Genomic DNA, 18,819 nt, shown 5'->3' on the forward strand with positions numbered 1-18,819 from the left:
GCATATAAAAAAAGTGGCTATCTGGAATAGCCACTTTATAATTTTAAATAAAAATTATATTCAATAATCAAGCTGAGATGCTTAAAGGCTTATTTCAAAATCAATTTAAATTTTCCTTGATCATATCTCGTGGACATCCCCCGAGCTTATTTAATTTTTATAACTGGCTTCAATGTAGAATTCCAACTCGTTAACTTTTATTTCATCAAGCTGTGCAGTTTCAATTAGATTTTCCCAGTTTTGCGTTGGGTTAATCCTCATTTCTTTGTCACCAATAATGATATCTACAGGCATTTTAAAATCTTCAACATCGGCTACCCATCTGCTTTGCACCTGATCATCTTTTTGTCTGAATTGAAGTTTTGGAATAGCAGCATTTCTTAAATATTGATCAAATACAGGTTTAAGATCTACCTCAGTGGCTTCATCAAAGAAATTTTCAGTAGTTTCTGTATCTATAATCTGATGTTTGTAAGTTTCGGTGTAATCTTTTAGGGTTTTCCACCATAATTCATCGTCATTATAAATACTGCGAATGGTATTTAGCAAATTTGCTCCTTTAGAGTACATATCACCGGAACCTTCACTATTCACTCCATAATCTCCAATTACTTTGCTAGAATTCCCTATTCCGCGGCGAAGACCTTTTAAATATTCCAGGGCTTCTTCTTTTCCCCAGCGGCATTCTATATAAACGGCTTCGGTATATGAAGTAAAACCTTCATGGATCCACATATCGGCAATATCTTTTGCGGTTATACTATTGCCATACCATTCGTGCCCGGACTCGTGAATGATGATATAATCAAACTTTAAACCAATTCCAGTACCAGAAAGATCATTGCCCAAATACCCCATTTTGTATTCGTTTCCGTAAGCTACAGCGCTCTGGTGTTCCATTCCGAGGTAAGGAGTTTCAACTAGTTTAAATCCGTCTTCCACAAAGGGATATTCCCCGAATTTTTCATAAAAACAATCCATCATTGGTTTAACTTCTTTGAATTGCTCTTTAGCTTTTTCCAGGTTGTAAGGCAAAACATAATAATCAAGATCTAGATCACCATACGAATCAGAGAAATGCTCATAATTCGCGATGTTGATCATCACATTATAATTATTGATAGGATTCACGGTTTTCCAACTCCATTCGGTAAAACCGTTTCCAAGATCTTTTTCTCCTAAAAACTGTCCGTTAGAAACATTCATTAATCCGTTAGGAATGGCGATATCCAACTGAACTTCTTCCGGCTCATCGCTTTGGTGGTCTTTGTTTGGATACCAAAGGCTGGCACCGGTTCCCTGAACGGCAACACCAATCCAATGATCTCCATTATCATCTTTATCCCAAACAAAACCGCCATCCCAGGGTGCATTTTTTGCTACGATAGGTTTTCCGGAATAATAAAATTGAATTTCTCCTTGCTCATCAGCTTTTACCGCATTTTTCAATTCGATAAAAACTGCATTGTGTTTGCGTTCAAAAGCTAAAACTTCATTATTCTGAAGAATAGAATCCACTTTCATATTTTCAAAAAGATCTATTTGAATGGTTGAAAGATCATTTTCAGCAATAAAACTAATAGTATTTGAACCAGAAATAAACTGCTTTTCGGGTTCTACCTTAAGTTTTAAGTGATACTTCTGAACATCGAAAGCACGCTCAGGTCTTAGCGAGCCTCTTAGTGAATCAGCTTCGGTATAATTGCCTTCTTTGTTGCTTAAAACCTGGGCGCAGGAAATATTAGATGCGGCAAGCAAGACGGCCAGCATTAAAATTAAGTTTTTCATTCTTTTACAATTAATATTTATTATTCTCTATGCATAACGTATAACGGAACGTTGGGATTTTGTTCTTTTGATTTTTTCATATGGGCGTGAAGTTCTTCGAAATCTTCAAGATTTACGCCTTTACAAACTCCGTATGAATAATGATATTTCAGTAGTTCAAGATCGGGTTTAGATAATTGCCTCAAATTATTACAACCAGAAAGATAACTTTCACATGATAGGTTTTTAGAACCTTTAAAATAACCTAAAGAACGAAAAAAATGAAATTTTAATAGTTCAACAGATAGACCTTTTTCAACAAGATCAGTATTAATTTTTAAGTCAGCCTTATAAATTTGATTCTTAGCGTTCCAATTAACGTAATAACCACTATTACCCTTGATTCTTGGTTCGAAGTTCATTTTGTATTCTGAATTAAGATAATAGACTCTATAGTTAGCATCTTCAGCCAGGAAAACTCTTTTGATATTTAACGAATCTATATCTTTAGAAATTTTATAAGCAAATTGCATCAGTTCTTTAGCATCCTGATCTGAAACCCCGGCTTCAAAAAATACTTTTATAGAATCTTTCCAGTAGCGCATATACAGTTTTTCGTTTTGGGATTTGCCTGTATTGTAGACTACGTTCTTATAAAGATTCAGGAAGATACTATCTTTTGGTTCATAGGCTACTATCACCTTGTTTTTATCCATTGGAGATTTGTAATCGGGAGAAATCGCTACCAGTGTATCTCCATTGTAAAACCGGAAATTGGCAGTATCCTTTTTTGTCAATTTATTACCGTCTTCTTTATAATGAGATATTGAAATATAGTGATTAACTATAGTGTCTTGAGAATATAAAGCGCCAATTATAAAGAAGAAAAGCAGGCTTAAGTATTGTTTAAAAGATTTTTTCATGTTTGGATCACTCCTAAATTAAAATCTTTTTCAATAGGCGCGTGGTTGGCGGCTTCAATGCCCATGGAAATCCATTTCCTGGTGTCTAAAGGGTCTATTACAGCGTCTGTCCATAAACGTGCAGCAGCGTAATAAGGCGAGGTTTGCTCATCATAACGTGATTTTATCGCTTCAAAAACTTCTTTTTCTTTTTCCTCATCAACCTTTTCGCCTTTTTTCTCCATTGCGGCCGTTTCTATTTGCGCTAAAACTTTTGCCGCTTGTGTTCCTCCCATTACTGCAAGTTCCGCACTTGGCCAGGCAGCGATAAGTCTTGGATCGTAAGCTTTTCCGCACATCGCGTAATTTCCTGCACCATAAGAATTCCCCATAATAATGGTGAATTTAGGCACTACAGAATTACTAACCGCACTCACCATTTTAGCGCCGTCTTTAATAATGCCGCCGTGTTCGCTTTTACTGCCTACCATAAACCCGGTAACATCCTGAAGAAAAACCAACGGAATTTTTTTCTGGTTGCAATTTGCAATAAAACGAGTGGCTTTATCGGCTGAATCTGAATAGATCACCCCGCCAAACTGCATTTCCGTAGGTTTTGTTTTCGAAGCCGTAGTTTTTACAATTTTACGCTGATTAGCCACAATACCCACGGCCCAACCATCTATCCTGGCGTAGCCGGTAATAATGGTCTGCCCATATCCTTCTTTATACTCTTCAAACTCTGAACCATCTACAAGACGGGAAATTATCTCCCTAACATCGTATTGATCGCTACGTTTTTTAGGAAGAATCCCGTAAATATCTTCCTGCTTCTCCTTAGGCTTTACGGCTTTTTTATGGCTAAATCCGGCTTTATCAAAATCGCCCATTTTATCCATGATATTTTTTATACGGCTAAGCGCGTCTTTATCGTCTTTTGCTTTATAATCGGTCACCCCGCTAATTTCAGAATGTGTGGTTGCGCCACCTAGAGTTTCATTATCTATAGATTCTCCAATTGCAGCTTTTACGAGATAACTTCCGGCCAGGAAGATACTTCCGGTTTTTTCTACGATAAGTGCTTCATCGCTCATAATAGGGAGGTAAGCACCTCCGGCTACACAGCTACCCATAACGGCTGCAATTTGGGTAATTCCCATACTGCTCATCACGGCATTATTTCTAAAAATTCTTCCGAAGTGTTCCTTATCAGGGAAAATTTCATCCTGCATTGGTAAATAAACCCCGGCACTATCCACAAGGTAGATAATTGGCAACCTGTTTTCAATCGCTATTTCCTGAGCTCTTAAGTTTTTCTTACCGGTTATAGGAAACCAGGCACCTGCTTTTACGGTAGCATCATTAGCAACAACAATACATTGTTTCCCAGAGACATAGCCCATCTTCACTATTACGCCACCAGAAGGGCAGCCACCGTGTTCTTCATACATACCTTCACCGGCAAAAACACCAATTTCTATGGAATTTGACTTGTCGTCAAGAAGAAAATCAATACGTTCGCGGGCGGTCATTTTTCCTTTGGCGTGGTGCTTTTCGATGCGCTTTTCACCACCACCCAGTTTTACGCGTTTTAATTTATGATTTAGTGAAGAAACCAGTAATTTATTATGGTCTTCATTTTTATTGAATTTCATATTCATATATTGTAATTTTTAAATTTTGAAATTGAAAATATCCTTTATTAATGGATTATTTTTATCAAAATTTCAGTAATTATTGAAATTAAAGCTGTCTTCTGGCTAAAATACAAAATAGGCTCTATTCTTAAAGTGAATGTGAGAGTAAAAATGGTAGAATTAGATATAAAATTGGTTTTGTAAACTTAATTAGGAATCCATTGAGAATTAAGAGTAAATAGTTATGATAAAAAGATTTTTAAAAAAGATTAGTTTTGGAATAATCTTTAAAATTATCTCAAAACCAAAGCTTAAGCAACAGCTTCTTAATAAGGAAGAAAAGGTGTTAATTAAGCTTCAGGATGAAATTTTTCTAAAAAACAATAGCTTTTACAAAAGTTATCTTCAAGAAAAAGGTTGGATACAAAGTGTCTTAAAGCAAGAGATAATTGAAGAAGATGGATCTCCAGTTCCCTGGATGACTTATCCATTTATAAGTTTTCTCAAACCAAGAATAAAAAATACTTTTGAAATATTTGAATATGGCAGCGGTAATTCTACAATTTTCTTTGCTGAAAGAGCTAAAAATGTCTACGCTATAGAACACGATATTGATTGGTATGATAGAATGAAAAATATCGTTGCCAAAAATGTAACTTTAATTTTTGAAGAGCTTCATTATGGAGGTAAATATTGTAATAAGGTGATGGAATTTGATAGGCTCTACGACCTAATAGTCATAGATGGACGTGATCGCGTAAATTGCTGTTTAAAGGCGCCTAAAGCCCTAAGAAAAGGTGGCGCGATAATTTTAGATAATTCCAACCGCAAATACTACAATAAAGGAATTGAATTTTTATTAGAAAGTGGCTTTAAGAAATTAGATTTTGAAGGAATGTCTCCCAAAAGTCCGCAATTAAGCTGTACAAGTGTTTTTTACAAAACTGATAATTGTCTTGGTATTTAATGAAGCAACTTTTTACTAAACACATAAGTTAACGGAATAATTTAGTGATAAAAAGCCTTTATAAATTCTATATAGCTTAAATTTAAAAGTAGATGAATAAAATATTCTTAAGATTTTTGCCAATTACTTTTTTAATGGTATTATTTTCCGGACTAATTTTATTGGTGAAAATTGATGAACCCTATCCTGCAGTAATTCTTCCACCTTTTCAAAATACATCAGTGAAGGATTCATTAAGTGCTTCTAATTTTATCATGGTTGGTTATGGGGGGGATTCAGAAATTTCAAAAATAGAAATTGATAAACTAATAGAATTTGCTCCAAAATGGACAGTTTTCACTATGCTTCTTGCTATTCCTGAAGAAAAAGAAAACATACAACTGGAAAAAGAACGAGAACTTCATTCTTTAAAAGATAATATAAAAGAGATTATATTAAGAAGGCGGGAGAAAGCTTTGACAAAAAGCAATGAATCTTATCCAGAGATGAAAATTTGGTTGCAAAAAAAGCTTGGGAATTTGACAGGTACGGAGGTAGACAGTCTTATTATATTCAAGGAAAAGTTGCTTTTTTCAAATTCAGGTATAGATAAGAGCATTTCGAAAGTAAAAGTGATAAAATTTAAATTAGATGATCCTGAAAAAAAATAAGAATAAATACGATTATCTAATTTTTGAAACTTATAAAATTCCAAATGAAGCTTTGGCAATTTATAGAATGCTTTTTGCAGTAATTTCCATTTTTATAATTGGTTATCCAAACGCAACCTGGCTTTCTAATATACCCACTTACTTTTACAGACCGCAACTATTAAATATTTCTCATTTTATAGCGGAAAGTATGCCTTCTTTTGAAATTCTATTTTTGATTAGCTGGTTGCCGATAATATTTTTAGTATGTATTTTTTTTGGCTATAGAACTCGTTGGGCTTCTTTGGGTCTTGGACTTCTTTTAATTGTTCAGGGAGCCTTTGAATCCAGTCTAGGTAAAATTGATCACGGAATTCTTTACCCTTTATGCGTACTCATAATGGGATTTTCTGGCTGGGAAAAATGTTATTCTTTAGATAGTAAAGCTAATAAGAGTCCAAAAAAGTCCTCTGGTCTCGCCCCATTTTTATTGGCTTTAAGTCTTGGATTTGCATTTTTCACCGCAGGATATGCAAAGTTAACTGGAGGGTGGTTAAATTGGGAACAAGTTGGCGTGCAGCATCATTTTTTTAGTAATTATGAGGTTTGGGGAAGAAGAAGTTTTTTGGCGCCTGTTTTCAATGAAATTAAGAGTCATATATTCTGGAAACTTCAGGACTATTTTGTAGTGGTTTTTGAGTGCTTGTTTTTGATAGCAGTAATCTTTAAAAGATTTTTTCAATATTTTATCGTTTTAGCACTTATCTTTCACACAAGTGTTTTATTGATGCTGAATATCACTATAACTTCTATATTCGTAGTTTATGCTGTATTTCTTCCCTGGAAACAAATACTTCAGTATTTAAAATCGAAACGATTTACTGGCTACCAGTCCATTATTTTTAGGCCTGTTAACTTTTGGATTTCGGTTATATTAATATCAGGAATTTATTTTTATTTTATTCTCACAACGCCAGAAGATGTATTACTTTCTATATTCAATTTTGCATTTTATTCTTTGGAAATTAATTACCGCATTTTGCAGGCAATTATAATTTATATACTATCCTGGAGTCTCCTTATTTGGATATATAAAAACAAGAAAATTTCAAAAAAATGAAAATCTTAGTTTTAACTCCTTTATATCCAGATGAAATAATAAAAACATACGGTAAACAAACACCGGCTATTCACGATTTTCTTAAATTTTGGGATAGAAAGAAGGATGTGGATGTCTTGGCTGTTAAGCTAAGGTATTTCCCGATTGATGAGAAAGATTATAAACCTCGAAAAGCATACGTTCGGGATGGAGTTACCGTAGAAAACCTTTATATTTTTGATAGAGGAATAGTCGGCAAGAGAACTGAATCTACTTTATTTTTTTTCTTATGGATATTGAATAGAATTTCACATTTAGGTATTGAGAAATTTAATTTATATAGGTTGAAGAAGATTCTAGCTAATAATGGTTTTAAACCTGATATAATTTTAGCTCATAGTATGCTAAGCTTTAAGGAGGCTAATTTAACCGCGAAATACTTTAATGTTCCCTATATTTTGGCCTTTCACGGTGCAGATGTTAAAAATTTCAATGAAAATAAACGTTGGGCCGATTATATTTCAATCAATTTAAATAAAGCTTCTGCTTGGGTAGCAAGATCTCCGTCTATATATTCAAATTTAAAAAATCATTCACAGTTTCAAAAACAACCTTCGTACATTGCTTTATCTGGAATCGAAGAAAATGAAATATTACCTTTCCAGTTTAAAGAAAAGAAGCTTGTAAATTGGAAAATAGAAGGGAAGTTAATAAAACTCATAAGTGTTTGTGCTCTTATTAAATTAAAGAATATTGATACTAATCTTCGTGCTCTTGCAAAGCTACCTTCTAAATTAAATTTCATTTATCACATAATTGGTGAGGGAGAAGAGATGCAAAATTTGAAAAATCTTTGTGTTAAGTTAAACCTTTCCGAAAAAGTTATATTTCACGGAAATTTGAATAGGACAAAAGTTCTGAAGAAACTGGAGAAATCACATATTTTTTTAATGGTTAGTGCTCCTGAAACATTTGGGATGGCTTTTTTAGAAGCCTTTGCAAAGGGGAATTTAGTGATTGGCGCCAAAGAAAATGGTATTGATGGTGTTGCCAAAGATGGAGTAGAAGCGATTTTTGTTTATCCGGAAAATATAGATGAACTTGCTACTAAATTATCGTCAATAATTTACGAGAGCACATATATTGAATTAAAGGATATGCTGTTTAACGCAAATAAATTAATCTCAAATATGAGTAAAGAAAAAATGGCAAAAGATTATCTTGAGTATGTTAGAGAAATAGGACAGACAGGAAAAGAACAAAAGCTTTAAAAGGGATGATAGAAAAATTAAAATTTGCTGTAGTGGGCTGCGGACATATTGGGAAACGCCATATTAAAGTTATTACCAACAATGAAAATGCAGAATTAATAGCTGTGTGTGATATTGAGAGAAATCAGCTTTCCGGTATTGAAGAATTTTTAAAGGATATTGATTATTTCCAGGATTATGAAGAAATGCTGAAGAATTCCGAAGCAGATATTATTTGCATCTGTACCCCTCACGGTCTACATGCTGAGATGAGTATTCTCGCTGCAGATTATAAAAAGCACGTTTTGGTAGAGAAGCCTATGTCTTTAGATAGCAAAAAAGGCGCATTAATGATTGAAGCTGCTAAAAAGAATGAGGTAAAGCTTTATGTCGTAAAACAGAATAGATATAACACACCTATATTTTTAACTAATAAAGCACTAAATGAAGGTAAGCTTGGGAAAGTTTTTATGGTACAATGCAATGTGATGTGGAATAGAAATGATGCTTATTATGAGCAATCTTCCTGGAGAGGAAGTTTAAAGACCGAAGGAGGAGCATTATATACTCAGGTAAGTCACTTTTTAGATCTATTAATTTGGTGGTTCGGTGATATCGAAGAAGCAAAAACTATTTTAGATACCCTAAATCATCAAATCGAAATTGAAGATTGTGGAGTTTCAGCTTTAAAATTTAATTCAGGAGTTATAGGCTCACTTAATTGGACGAATTGCGTTTATAATTCGAATTACGAAGGTAGTATTACCATAATTGCAGAAAAAGGCACTATAAAAATCGGAGGAAGATATCTAAATGAGATTGAACATTGGGATGTAAATTCCTATCCATTACCCCTGGACGTTGAATTTGAAGATAAACCTAATTCCTATGGTAGTTATCAGGGATCAAGTTCTAACCATGATGTGCTTATGAATGATTTGGTGCTGCAAATTATAAATGATCGAAAAGGAGTGGTAGAAGGGGAAGAAGGTTTAAAGAGTATTGAAGCGATTGAAAAGATTTATAAAGAAACCAAGATGAAATGAGAACTTCTTCAACGCTTATAATATCAGAAATCAAAGATGATTTTTCCAATTCTGATTCTTCATTGCTCTTTAGTTCGGCTGAATGGCTTAAAGTTCTAAAACTAAGCTATAACTTCAAGTTTCTTCAGGTAAAAAACCAGGAAACCGGTCATTTTTTGGTTTTCGCTTTAATAGAAAATGCTTTCGAAACTAAATTATTAAGTATTCCTTTTTCCGACTATTCTGGAGAGAAAGACCTAAGGGAAAATGAAGCTTTAGAACTTATTGAACAATTAAGAAAAAAGTATCCGGGATATCCTGTTTATTTTAAAAGTAGGTTGAAGGATAAAGAAGCCCTAAGTCAGTCGACCGAATTATTGAAAAGTGGAGTATACCACAGAGTAGAAATTATGGGAAGGTCTTATAGCGAATTGAAAAATTTACAATCTTCTTCCTTTAAAAGAGGAGTGAAAAAAGCTAAAAAAGAAGATATTGAAGTAGGTGTAAGTCACAAAAAACAAGATTTAGAAATCTTTTATGAATTATATTTCAAATTAAGAACAGATAAATTTAATATCATTCCGCAACCTTTTAGTTTCTTTCATAATATTTTTGATCAGTTTATAGCTAAAGATAAAGGTTTTATGCTTACAGCTTCTTATTTTAAGGAAACAGTAGCGGTTATCCTTATTTTGGAATATAAAAATTGTTGGTATTACAAATTTGGAGCTTCTTCTAAAGATTATCTAAACCATAGACCTAACAATTTAATATTTAGTAAGCTAATTGAGATGGCCTTTAATAAAGGAATTGAAGAAATAGATCTTGGTTTTAGTGGAGCCGGAGAATCATACAAAGGTTTGAGAAGATTTAAGCGGGATATGGCAGGAGTAGAGTATCCCATAAACATATTTAAATGGGCTGGAGATAAAAGTATGGAAAGAGATAAAGGAGTCCTGGAGAAATTAACTAATGAGCTTATTGAACAAGATTTGAATATAAAATCTATAGATAGGTTTAGCGAAATTTTATATCCCTATTTTGCATGAAATTAGCTATTTTAGGAAATAATGATGGCCCATTAAGATTAATAAAATCTTTAAAAAAACAAGGTCTAAAACCGGTATGTGTAGGATTGCAAAAAGTAATTTCTGACGAGTTATACAGAGAATACACTCAATATATATCTGAAACAGAAATTTTCACCGACTTTAAAGAGGAAAAGGCCCTAAAATATTTGGAGTCTTTTAAGATTGATTTGCTTATAAACTGTTTCTGCAATTTTAAATTCATAAAACTGCTGGAGATTTATAAAATTCTCAATATTCATTTATCGGAATTACCTAAGTATCGCGGCAGGCATCCACTTCATTGGGCACTAATTAATGGAGAGGAATATTTAGGTGTTAGTATTCATAAAATGACTCCAAAATTTGATGGCGGTGATATTTACTGGCAATATTTACTGAAAACAAAAGAAGGAATGTCTGTTAAAGAAGCAAGAGAAGAATTGCTTCAACAGTTGGAAAAAGAATTTGGAGCTTTTATTAAAAATCTTGAACAGAACAAGGTAGAGATAAAATCTAATCCAGATAAAGAAGCAACTTATATTTCGAGACGTTTCCCAGAAGATAGTCAACTTACCGAATGGTATGATATAGATCTTATATTTCGAAAAGTGATGGCTTTAAGTTCTGAAAGTAATCCCGCTTATATTTTAAAAAATGGAAAGAAAATAAATATTGTAAATGCTGAAAAGATAACTTCGAGTTTGAAAGGGAAGCCAGGTAAGATTGTAAATTTATTCGATGATGGTATTGAAATTTGTGGAAAAAATCAGAATATTATTTTGAAAAGTTTCGCTCCATCTAAATTCAATTTTAAAATAAATAATCAGCTTTAATGAAAGTAGATTTTATAGATTTAAGGTTACAACACGATCCAATAAGAAAGGAGTTGGATAAAGCTATTTCTGAAGTCATAAATAATTCAGCCTTTATCAAAAGCCAGGCTGTAACGAAATTTGAGGAAGATTTTGCTAAATATTTGAATGTAGACCAAGTGGTAAGTTGCGGAAATGGAACTGATGCTATGGAGATTATTTTAAAAGCTTTTGATATTGGAATTGGAGATGAGGTTATTGTTCCGGCCATATCCTGGATATCTACTTCAGAAGTCGTGGCAACAGCTGGAGCAAAACCTATATTTGTAGATGTTTCCCCAGAAACTTTCTGCATTGATGAAGATAAAATTGAGACCAAGATAGGTTCAAAGACCAAAGCAATAATTCCAGTACATCTTTATGGACATCCGGCCGCAATGAAAAGCATAATGGACGTTGCAAAAAAACACAAACTTAAAGTTATAGAGGATTGCGCCCAGGCTCACGGCGCCGAAATTGGAGGTAAAAAAATAGGTTCTTTTGGAGATGCCGCAAGTTTTAGTTTTTTTCCGACAAAAAATCTCGGTGCTTTTGGGGATGCCGGAGCTATAGTTTTAAACAATACTGACTTAAAAACTAAAGTCAGAGCTATCGCAAATCACGGTCAGATTGAGCGGCATAAACATGTACTGCATGGTAGAAATAGTAGGATGGATGGCTTACAGGCTGCAGTTTTAGGGGTTAAATTAAAGTATTTAGATAATTGGCTTCAGAAAAGGAAGGAATTAGCCTCACTATACCATGAAGAATTACAAAACCTTAAAAAAATAACGCTTCCGACAGAAGTTAAATTAACTTCACACGCCTATCATTTATACGTAATCAAGGCTGAAAATAGGGAGGGACTTAAGAAGTTTTTGTCAGAAAGAGGGGTTTCTTCGATGATTCATTACCCGAAAGCTTTACCGTTTCAGGATTGTTATAAAGCCGAAAAATATTCTTCTAAAGATTATCCAATTGCTTCAGAACTCCAGGAAAAAATTTTGTCGCTACCATTTTATCCCGGAATGAGTAAGGAAAAAGCGCTTTACGTTTGTGAACAAATAAAAAACTTCTACTCTTGAATAAACGAAAATTAATAAAATTCGATATTATCCACCCTACCGAATACCTTGAGCAAAAGCAGAAGGAATGGACAGATATAAATGAAATTAGTCTTGAGGAATATAGGCAGCGATTAATTAAATTGAGAAGTAATTATTCAGATTTTTATACCTATCACTTGAATAAAACCGGTAGATGGGAAGCTGAGGAATTTTTTCTTTTAGATAATGTTTTCTTAGAAAAAGTGGCTAAAGAACTCTTCGGTAAAGAATATACGTTGCAAAGATTTTTAAATGGAAGAAATAGAACTAAAAGAAAATTTATTCCAAAAAAGTGGCGAGACTATGTTTTACATAAATATATTGAAGCTAAGGAGCCGGATGTTATTTTTGCTCGATCACAGCCAATACCCAGTCAATTTTGGCAAAAATATAGGAAAAATAGCCTTTTAGTGGCTAGGCTTTCGGCGAGATTACCATTTAACTGGCATCCCAATCATTGGGATATAATTTATACAGATCAACCAGATTTTAAAAAGTTTTTTGATCTTCACGGTGTAACAACTATTATCAATAATCAGGGTTTTGATAGGAGGATTCCGAAGGAACTAAAAAGTAATCCTATTAAAAAAGATATTGTTTTTATTGGTGGTCTGGGCACGGAAAATTTTAGAAAGAGAACATTATTCCTAAATAATATTGTGAAAAAAATAGAAGGCTTTAAATGGTGGGGCTATTGGTGGAAGTTTGGCGGAGACGGCAGGAATTTGGCAGATTTCCCCAATTTGAAGAAAACCTTCCAGGGCTCTACTTCAGGCTTAGAAATGTTCCAAATTTATCGGGACAGTTTTGTTATAATAAATGATTATGTAGATACGGCCAACGGGATTGGGTTTAACCAGCGGATGTTTGAAGTTATGGGATCTGGCGGATTTATGTTGACCCGTGAAGCTCCTAATTTTAAAGAACAATTTCCAGATAATATTTTTGCCACCTATAAAGATGAAAAAGAATTATTTGAAAAGATTAATTATTATTTAGATAACAGAACTGAGAGGGATAAAATTGCCCAAAAAGGACAGGAGTTTGTATTAGAAAAATTTGATTATAAAGAAATAGTTCAAGATTTTGAAAATGATTTATTAAAAGCTTTAAATGTAAAGGAAAAATAGCTTTTGCGCCGAACTATTTTAATAAATTTTTGCCAATCAATTTAAAATACACCTTTAGATATTTTTTATCAGCCGAAATTGCTTTTAAGCAATATTTAAGCATTTTTGCAAAAGATTTTTTCTTTTGTAAATAAATCGAATGTCGGAAGAAAACATAGGATAACATATTGTTGGAATTCGAATTTTTTACGGCTTTGAAATTTTCCCTGTAAATTTTCAACTCATTTACTCTAAGGGGTATATAATTTTCTGAATGGTTTGAAAATGAAGTAAAACTATCAGTAATAATCCTTCTCGAACTCAACAGTGCTTTAAAGTATTTTATTTTGCCGTGTTGGGTAACTAAAAGTTGTAGGGCATAATCTGCTGTATATACTTTTCTAAACCACTCTGGGAATTCTTCTTTAAAGTTATTCCTATATAATAGCGTGGAAGTGGGCATAAAAGATTTCTTTGCTATATCCTCGTGCTCAAAAGTGTTATCCTCGTCTAAAAACTCCCTATTTTCAGAATGTAGATAGCGTTTAAAGCCTATTTCTTTGGATATAAAAAGTGCATCATGAAAACTAAGCACGTAATCTTGATTTTTATCCAAGAAATCTACCTGAGTTTGTAATTTATATTTAGAGATCCAGTAGTCATCGCCGTCAAGCATCGCAATATATTCACCTCTACATGCATAAAGATTGGTCATATTATTTGTCCTGCCGGGTATTTCATCATATCTCCTGGGGTGCAATATTAATTGAATAATCTCAGGATACTTCTGCTTATATTCTTTTAATATTTCCTGGGTAAAATCTGAGGAACAATCGTCTCCAATAATAATTTCATAATTAAAATCAACTTCCTGCATTAGAATACTCTCTAAAGCTTCCACAATAAATTCTTTGTGGTTATAAGTGATTAATGATATGCTTACCTTAACAGGAGGATTGGGGTGCATCATTCGGCTAAAACAAAATTATGGGCATTGTTAAACAGAAAATTTTTCTTGTCTTCTTCTTTCCAGGAGGTGGTGTCAACAATTTGCTCGGGTTTTTGGGAAATGGGTATAACTCTGAAATCAAAAGAAACCCTGGTTTTGTGTGTTTGATTATTTTTTGCACCGTGCTTTAAGGAAACTCCTTTAAACCTAGCAAACTGTCCAGGCTTTAAATCGATAGGCATAAAATCTTCTTTGCCAATTTCTGATTCTATCCAAAGCGTATTGGTATCAAAGGCAGGTGTTTGTGGTAGAAAATAATTTATTTCTGCCTGTTTATGGCCATAGTCACTGTCCCGATGAAACCTTGAAACTCCTTCTCCATTTTTAAAAAGAATTCTATGCGTAGGTTTTTCCTGATATAAGATAGGTTCATTATACTGTGGTCTAATAACTTCCTGAATAAATTGCTTGTAGGATTTATAAAAAATAGCACCTTTATCAGAATTCAAGGCTTCATACAAATTTTTGTAATGTTCAGTTTGCTCCATGTTCTTATAGAGTGAATTTCCTTCTTCCATTACCTTTTTCTTATCTATAGCAATTTCAGAGAGGTCTTCTACTTCTAAAAAGTCTTGGATAATTTTAGTGAAATTATATTTTTCCAGATTATAATTGAATATTTCAGTTTTCATTATTTAAAATCTTTATCTACTGCGTAACCTATTCCTGTTTTGCCAAATCCGTTGCCATTATAAAAGAGGAATTTTCTGCCTTTATGTTCAATAATATTTGGATAAGTCTGCATTTTAGAGTCCCAACCAGATTCTGAAAATGTTATTCCGGCTTCACTATCTTTACGAGTCCAATCGCGGGCATTGGTTGATTCGGCATAGCCAATGCGATAGCTATCTGCACCGTCGCGAAAATCTAAACTTCCACGATACGCGAACCACATTTTATAAATGTTATTTTCCTTTATTACACTGGCCCGTGCATTTGCTTCGAGTTCAGTTTTTGGTTCTATGCAGGTGTGGTTGTTTCTCTCCCAATCTATTCCGTTTTTTGAAGACGCGTATTTAATAATATAGAGTGGCTCTGGTTTATTGTTAACCAAAGTATATCCAGTGCTGGAAGCATACCACATATGCCAAATATCATCTTCTTTTAGAACATATGGTGAAGCGGTAAAAAAAGGTTCATGTCTATTTCTGTCCACTATGGGGCCTTTAAACATACGCTGAAAGCTTTCCCCATTATCTTTACTTACCGCGAGCCCCACAGAATTTCTATATGGAACCGAGCCGCTAGGATTCCAGCCTACGTAATAAAGATAAATCTCATCAGCATTAGTTATAATCGAACAGGGCATAATCCCTCCGTCATCAAAAGTCCCTAGCTCACCTAAAGGCATTAATGGTTTTTCTGAAATTTGAATGATGTTTTTTGGATTATCGGCTTCCACATCTATATAACCCAGCATACTTTGCCCATTAGCATTCCGAGGGGAAAAGAAAATGCGAAAAGTATCCTCATTTAAAATATGCACGGTAGGTACACAGGCATGGGAGCTCATCCAGTCGAAATCATTATCGGTTTTAAAAATCACTCCTTTTTTAATCCAATTCATTATCCTTCGCTTTTGTGGGAAATACTATCTAAATCTATACTTTGTTTGTCTATTACTTTCGATTTTTGTCCCAAGTGAATTTCCCTTGGTTTTGTATCTGCTATGATGTTGGCGCCCATTGCCACTAAAGTAGCCTCTGCAACCGTGGTCTCGTCTCTCACAGTAGCATTTACTCCAAAAAAGCAATGGTCTTCTATAACGCAAGCTCCAGATATTACCACGTGAGAAGTTATAAATACGTGATCCTTAATTGTAGTGTGATGGCCAATATGATTTCCACTCCACAGTACGCAGTTATTTCCAATTTTCACATAAGGCTGAATGGTGTTATCTTCAAAAATAAAGCAATTATCGCCTATATCAAGATCTGGCCATGTGGTGGCCTTCGAGCTTACATAGCTTACCAAATTGTAGCCTTTTGCTTTTGCAATTTCATATTTTTCCCTTCTTAAATGACTCATGCGTTTAAAGCTAATTGGTAAAAACATACTGAATTCTGAAGGGGGATATTCTTTTTCAACATCTTCAAAGGCTACGAGGGGAAGATTCTCAAAAGAATTGTTCTTTAAATATTTTTTATCAACCGTAAAAGCAACTACTTCGTGCGCACTGTCATGTTTGAAATAAAAATGGGCAAGACTGGCCAATTGGCTTTCTCCAAAAATCACAATTTTTTTTCTTTCCTGTTTCATAAAACTCTATAGTTGTTTAGCATAGCCCTTATTTCTGAAACGCTATTATACATTAACACATCTATTATCGATAAATTTGGTAAGAAATTTTCAGTCTGCTGGGAATAACTTATTTCTTTACTTTCTATAAATTTCAATTCCATATTCTTCTTTCTGAAATTTTCCTCATTATATAGATTTTTACCTCCTGAAAGGTTATAATACTTTGAAGTTTTCAATATAGAATTAATGTTTAGAATTTTTTCTTCCGCAGATTTTTCTTTTTTATATTCTATATAAGAAGAATATAAGAAGTTAGTATTAATGTTTAAATGCTTGCTAACTGTTTTAACACTTTCAGCGCTAAGCTCAGAAATTAGATCGAAATCTTTACTGAAAAAATTTTGCAATAATTCCCAGGTAGCATCGAAATGTGGACTGTCCTTGTAGTTTTGATAAATGCTTTTGAAAAACTTCTCTTTCCAAACCTTAAAATTCTCTTGATGGATAAAAGTTTCATTTATTTTTTTATTCTGACTCGCTTTTTTTAGAGGAACACTTAAAAGAGAAGTCTCTTTGTTAATTAGGAAATTATTTCGGTGAATCCAACCTTTTTTTTTAAAATTCACATCATCATAAAATACAAATTTATCGGTAGTATTTACTAATTGGAAATAACCGATATAAGGGAAAAAATAGGGTTGCATAATTGCTGTCTTCATCTAAAAACCCTTTTTATAAGGTTGATTATTCTAATTGCATCTTCTTTTTTCAAATCGTGATAAAAGGGAAGACATAAAACTTTTTCACTTACAGATTCCGATACCGGGCAGGATTGTGAATTTTTAAGATAATTTAATTGATTCAAAGAAGGATAGAAATATCTTCTTGGAAAAATATTATCATCATTAAGAGTTTCTATCGTTTTTAGCATTATCTTTTTAGATTTAAAAACTATAGGAAAGTAGCCATAATTATAAGAAACTTCATCGGGGATTTTAAGAAATTGAAGAGGTAATTCTTTAAGATTTTCCTTATAAAAATTGAAAAGATGCTCCCGCTTATCAATAATTCCCTCAATCATTTTTAAATTACATAAGCCTATGGCTGCATGAAACTCTGAGTTTTTAGCATTGATTCCAATGGTTTCATAGTTGTCTCCACGGTGGCCAAATGCTTTTTGCAAGGAAATTTTTTGAAATAATATTTTGTCGGAAGTAAACAAAGCTCCGCCTTCAATAGTATGGAATATTTTAGTAGCATGAAAACTTAAAGTTGCAATGTCACCATAATTAAAAATCGAAGTATTATTTATTTTTACATTAAATGCATGGGCACCATCGTAGATTACTTTTAAGTCGTGTTTTTTAGCAATTTTCTCGATTTTTAAAACATTACAGGGAATCCCATAAACATGAGTGGCTAAAATTGCGGTAGTTTTACCGGTAATTTTTTCTTCGATTAAATCTGGATTAATACAGAAATCGTCTTCATTAATATCCACAAAAACCGGACTGCAATTTTCCCATAAAATAGAGGTAGTAGTTGCTACATAAGAATAGGGTGTGGTGATTATTTCGCCTTTTAATTTTAAAGCTTTAATCGCGAGTTGGAGTGCAATTGTGCCATTGGCAACGAAATGCATAGCTTGACTCTGGAGAAAATTTTGAATTTTCTCTTCAAACTCAACTACTAGCTGGCCATTGTTGGTGACAATACCCGATTCCCATATTCTATCTAAATAACGACTATACTCTACCCTTTCAGGAAGGTAAGTTTTAGTAACATAAATAGACTCGAAATTAGGTAGATTTTTGGACAAGAAGTTGTTACGTGTTAGATTAAAATTGCAATATAGAATTTTTTTTTTGTAAAAATTTGAAGATTATATTCTTGTGTTTTTTCTAACATTATTTCAGGGAAATAAAAGTCTTAGAAATACCCGATATTTGTTTAAAATCTTAATTATGGGAATGAATAAAAATACAATTTTCGCCTGGGCTTCATTTGCCTTGTTTATAATTGGAGCGGCTATTATTTTATTGGGAGTTCTTAAATATAGGGAATATGCAATAGGATTCTCGGTTACAGGAATTGGTTTTTTTGCAATTTCCTGGGCTTTTAATGCCTTAAAAGGTAGAATTTAAATCAAAAATTATA

19 protein-coding genes are annotated in these 18,819 nt (G+C 33.3%); 10 read left to right on the forward strand and 9 right to left on the reverse strand.

Going from position 1 to position 18,819, the window contains the following annotated elements; genetic code table 11:
- Positions 1-150: 150 nt before the first annotated feature.
- The 3 genes from FG27_RS12475 to FG27_RS12485 are packed head-to-tail and all read right to left on the reverse strand — an operon-like array spanning position 151 to position 4,330.
- Positions 151-1,788 carry a M1 family metallopeptidase gene (locus tag FG27_RS12475; RefSeq protein ID WP_037319598.1) on the reverse strand — a complete coding sequence of 546 codons (1,638 nt, stop codon included), beginning with the start codon at positions 1,786-1,788 and terminating at the stop codon, positions 151-153.
- 20 nt (positions 1,789-1,808) lie between these two features.
- Complete coding sequence (locus FG27_RS12480) at positions 1,809-2,690, reverse strand: hypothetical protein (RefSeq protein ID WP_037319599.1); 882 nt, start codon at positions 2,688-2,690, stop codon at positions 1,809-1,811.
- The gene (locus FG27_RS12485) at positions 2,687-4,330 is read right to left on the reverse strand and encodes an acyl-CoA carboxylase subunit beta (RefSeq protein ID WP_037319601.1); all 1,644 of its coding nucleotides are present in this window, start codon (positions 4,328-4,330) and stop codon (positions 2,687-2,689) included. The genes FG27_RS12480 and FG27_RS12485 overlap by 4 nt, the downstream gene beginning before the upstream one ends.
- Before the next feature lie 220 nt (positions 4,331-4,550).
- On the opposite strand from FG27_RS12485, the gene FG27_RS12490 reads away from it, so the two are divergent.
- The 9 genes from FG27_RS12490 (at position 4,551) to FG27_RS12530 (ending at position 13,433) form a co-directional block, all read left to right on the forward strand.
- Complete coding sequence (locus tag FG27_RS12490; RefSeq protein WP_051935840.1) at positions 4,551-5,273, forward strand: SAM-dependent methyltransferase; 723 nt, start codon at positions 4,551-4,553, stop codon at positions 5,271-5,273.
- A gap of 164 nt (positions 5,274-5,437) precedes the next feature.
- Complete coding sequence (locus FG27_RS12495; RefSeq protein ID WP_156101228.1) at positions 5,438-5,923, forward strand: hypothetical protein; 486 nt, start codon at positions 5,438-5,440, stop codon at positions 5,921-5,923.
- Positions 5,904-7,022, forward strand: coding sequence for a hypothetical protein (locus FG27_RS12500; protein ID WP_037319605.1), 1,119 nt, complete (start codon positions 5,904-5,906; stop codon positions 7,020-7,022). The genes FG27_RS12495 and FG27_RS12500 overlap by 20 nt, the downstream gene beginning before the upstream one ends.
- The gene (locus FG27_RS12505) at positions 7,019-8,272 is read left to right on the forward strand and encodes a glycosyltransferase family 4 protein (RefSeq protein WP_037319608.1); all 1,254 of its coding nucleotides are present in this window, start codon (positions 7,019-7,021) and stop codon (positions 8,270-8,272) included. Before FG27_RS12500 ends, FG27_RS12505 begins: the two co-directional genes overlap by 4 nt.
- Positions 8,273-8,277: 5 nt before the next feature.
- On the forward strand, positions 8,278-9,297 hold the full coding sequence (locus FG27_RS12510; protein ID WP_037319609.1) for a Gfo/Idh/MocA family protein: 1,020 nt from the start codon (positions 8,278-8,280) through the stop codon (positions 9,295-9,297).
- Positions 9,294-10,325 (forward strand): GNAT family N-acetyltransferase, encoded by a 1,032-nt coding sequence (locus FG27_RS12515; protein WP_037319610.1) that lies wholly within the window; start codon positions 9,294-9,296, stop codon positions 10,323-10,325. The genes FG27_RS12510 and FG27_RS12515 overlap by 4 nt, the downstream gene beginning before the upstream one ends.
- Positions 10,322-11,179, forward strand: a complete 858-nt coding sequence (locus tag FG27_RS12520) for a formyltransferase family protein (RefSeq protein WP_037319612.1) — start codon at positions 10,322-10,324, stop codon at positions 11,177-11,179. The genes FG27_RS12515 and FG27_RS12520 overlap by 4 nt, the downstream gene beginning before the upstream one ends.
- Positions 11,179-12,282, forward strand: coding sequence for a DegT/DnrJ/EryC1/StrS aminotransferase family protein (locus tag FG27_RS12525; RefSeq protein ID WP_037319614.1), 1,104 nt, complete (start codon positions 11,179-11,181; stop codon positions 12,280-12,282). Before FG27_RS12520 ends, FG27_RS12525 begins: the two co-directional genes overlap by 1 nt.
- Entirely contained in the window at positions 12,279-13,433 is a 1,155-nt protein-coding gene (locus FG27_RS12530; RefSeq protein WP_037319617.1) for a glycosyltransferase, read from the forward strand. The genes FG27_RS12525 and FG27_RS12530 overlap by 4 nt, the downstream gene beginning before the upstream one ends.
- A gap of 13 nt (positions 13,434-13,446) precedes the next feature.
- Here FG27_RS12530 and FG27_RS12535 read toward each other — a convergent pair whose 3' ends face one another.
- The 6 genes from FG27_RS12535 to FG27_RS12560 are packed head-to-tail and all read right to left on the reverse strand — an operon-like array spanning position 13,447 to position 18,481.
- Positions 13,447-14,382 carry a glycosyltransferase gene (locus FG27_RS12535; protein ID WP_051935841.1) on the reverse strand — a complete coding sequence of 312 codons (936 nt, stop codon included), beginning with the start codon at positions 14,380-14,382 and terminating at the stop codon, positions 13,447-13,449.
- Complete coding sequence (locus FG27_RS18700; RefSeq protein WP_051935842.1) at positions 14,379-15,053, reverse strand: hypothetical protein; 675 nt, start codon at positions 15,051-15,053, stop codon at positions 14,379-14,381. Before FG27_RS18700 ends, FG27_RS12535 begins: the two co-directional genes overlap by 4 nt.
- The gene (locus tag FG27_RS12545) at positions 15,053-15,988 is read right to left on the reverse strand and encodes a hypothetical protein (RefSeq protein WP_037319619.1); all 936 of its coding nucleotides are present in this window, start codon (positions 15,986-15,988) and stop codon (positions 15,053-15,055) included. The genes FG27_RS18700 and FG27_RS12545 overlap by 1 nt, the downstream gene beginning before the upstream one ends.
- Positions 15,988-16,680 (reverse strand): acetyltransferase, encoded by a 693-nt coding sequence (locus tag FG27_RS12550; protein ID WP_037319622.1) that lies wholly within the window; start codon positions 16,678-16,680, stop codon positions 15,988-15,990. Before FG27_RS12550 ends, FG27_RS12545 begins: the two co-directional genes overlap by 1 nt.
- On the reverse strand, positions 16,677-17,381 hold the full coding sequence (locus tag FG27_RS12555) for a WbqC family protein (protein ID WP_037319624.1): 705 nt from the start codon (positions 17,379-17,381) through the stop codon (positions 16,677-16,679). Before FG27_RS12555 ends, FG27_RS12550 begins: the two co-directional genes overlap by 4 nt.
- The gene (locus FG27_RS12560; RefSeq protein ID WP_081912619.1) at positions 17,378-18,481 is read right to left on the reverse strand and encodes a DegT/DnrJ/EryC1/StrS aminotransferase family protein; all 1,104 of its coding nucleotides are present in this window, start codon (positions 18,479-18,481) and stop codon (positions 17,378-17,380) included. Before FG27_RS12560 ends, FG27_RS12555 begins: the two co-directional genes overlap by 4 nt.
- Before the next feature lie 145 nt (positions 18,482-18,626).
- Here FG27_RS12560 and FG27_RS19275 point away from each other — a divergent pair, with 145 nt between their 5' ends.
- Positions 18,627-18,806, forward strand: coding sequence for a CAL67264 family membrane protein (locus tag FG27_RS19275; protein WP_070053359.1), 180 nt, complete (start codon positions 18,627-18,629; stop codon positions 18,804-18,806).
- The last annotated feature ends 13 nt before the right edge of the window (positions 18,807-18,819 follow it).

It is taken from the genome of Salegentibacter sp. Hel_I_6, from assembly GCF_000745315.1.
GTDB lineage: Bacteria > Bacteroidota > Bacteroidia > Flavobacteriales > Flavobacteriaceae > Salegentibacter.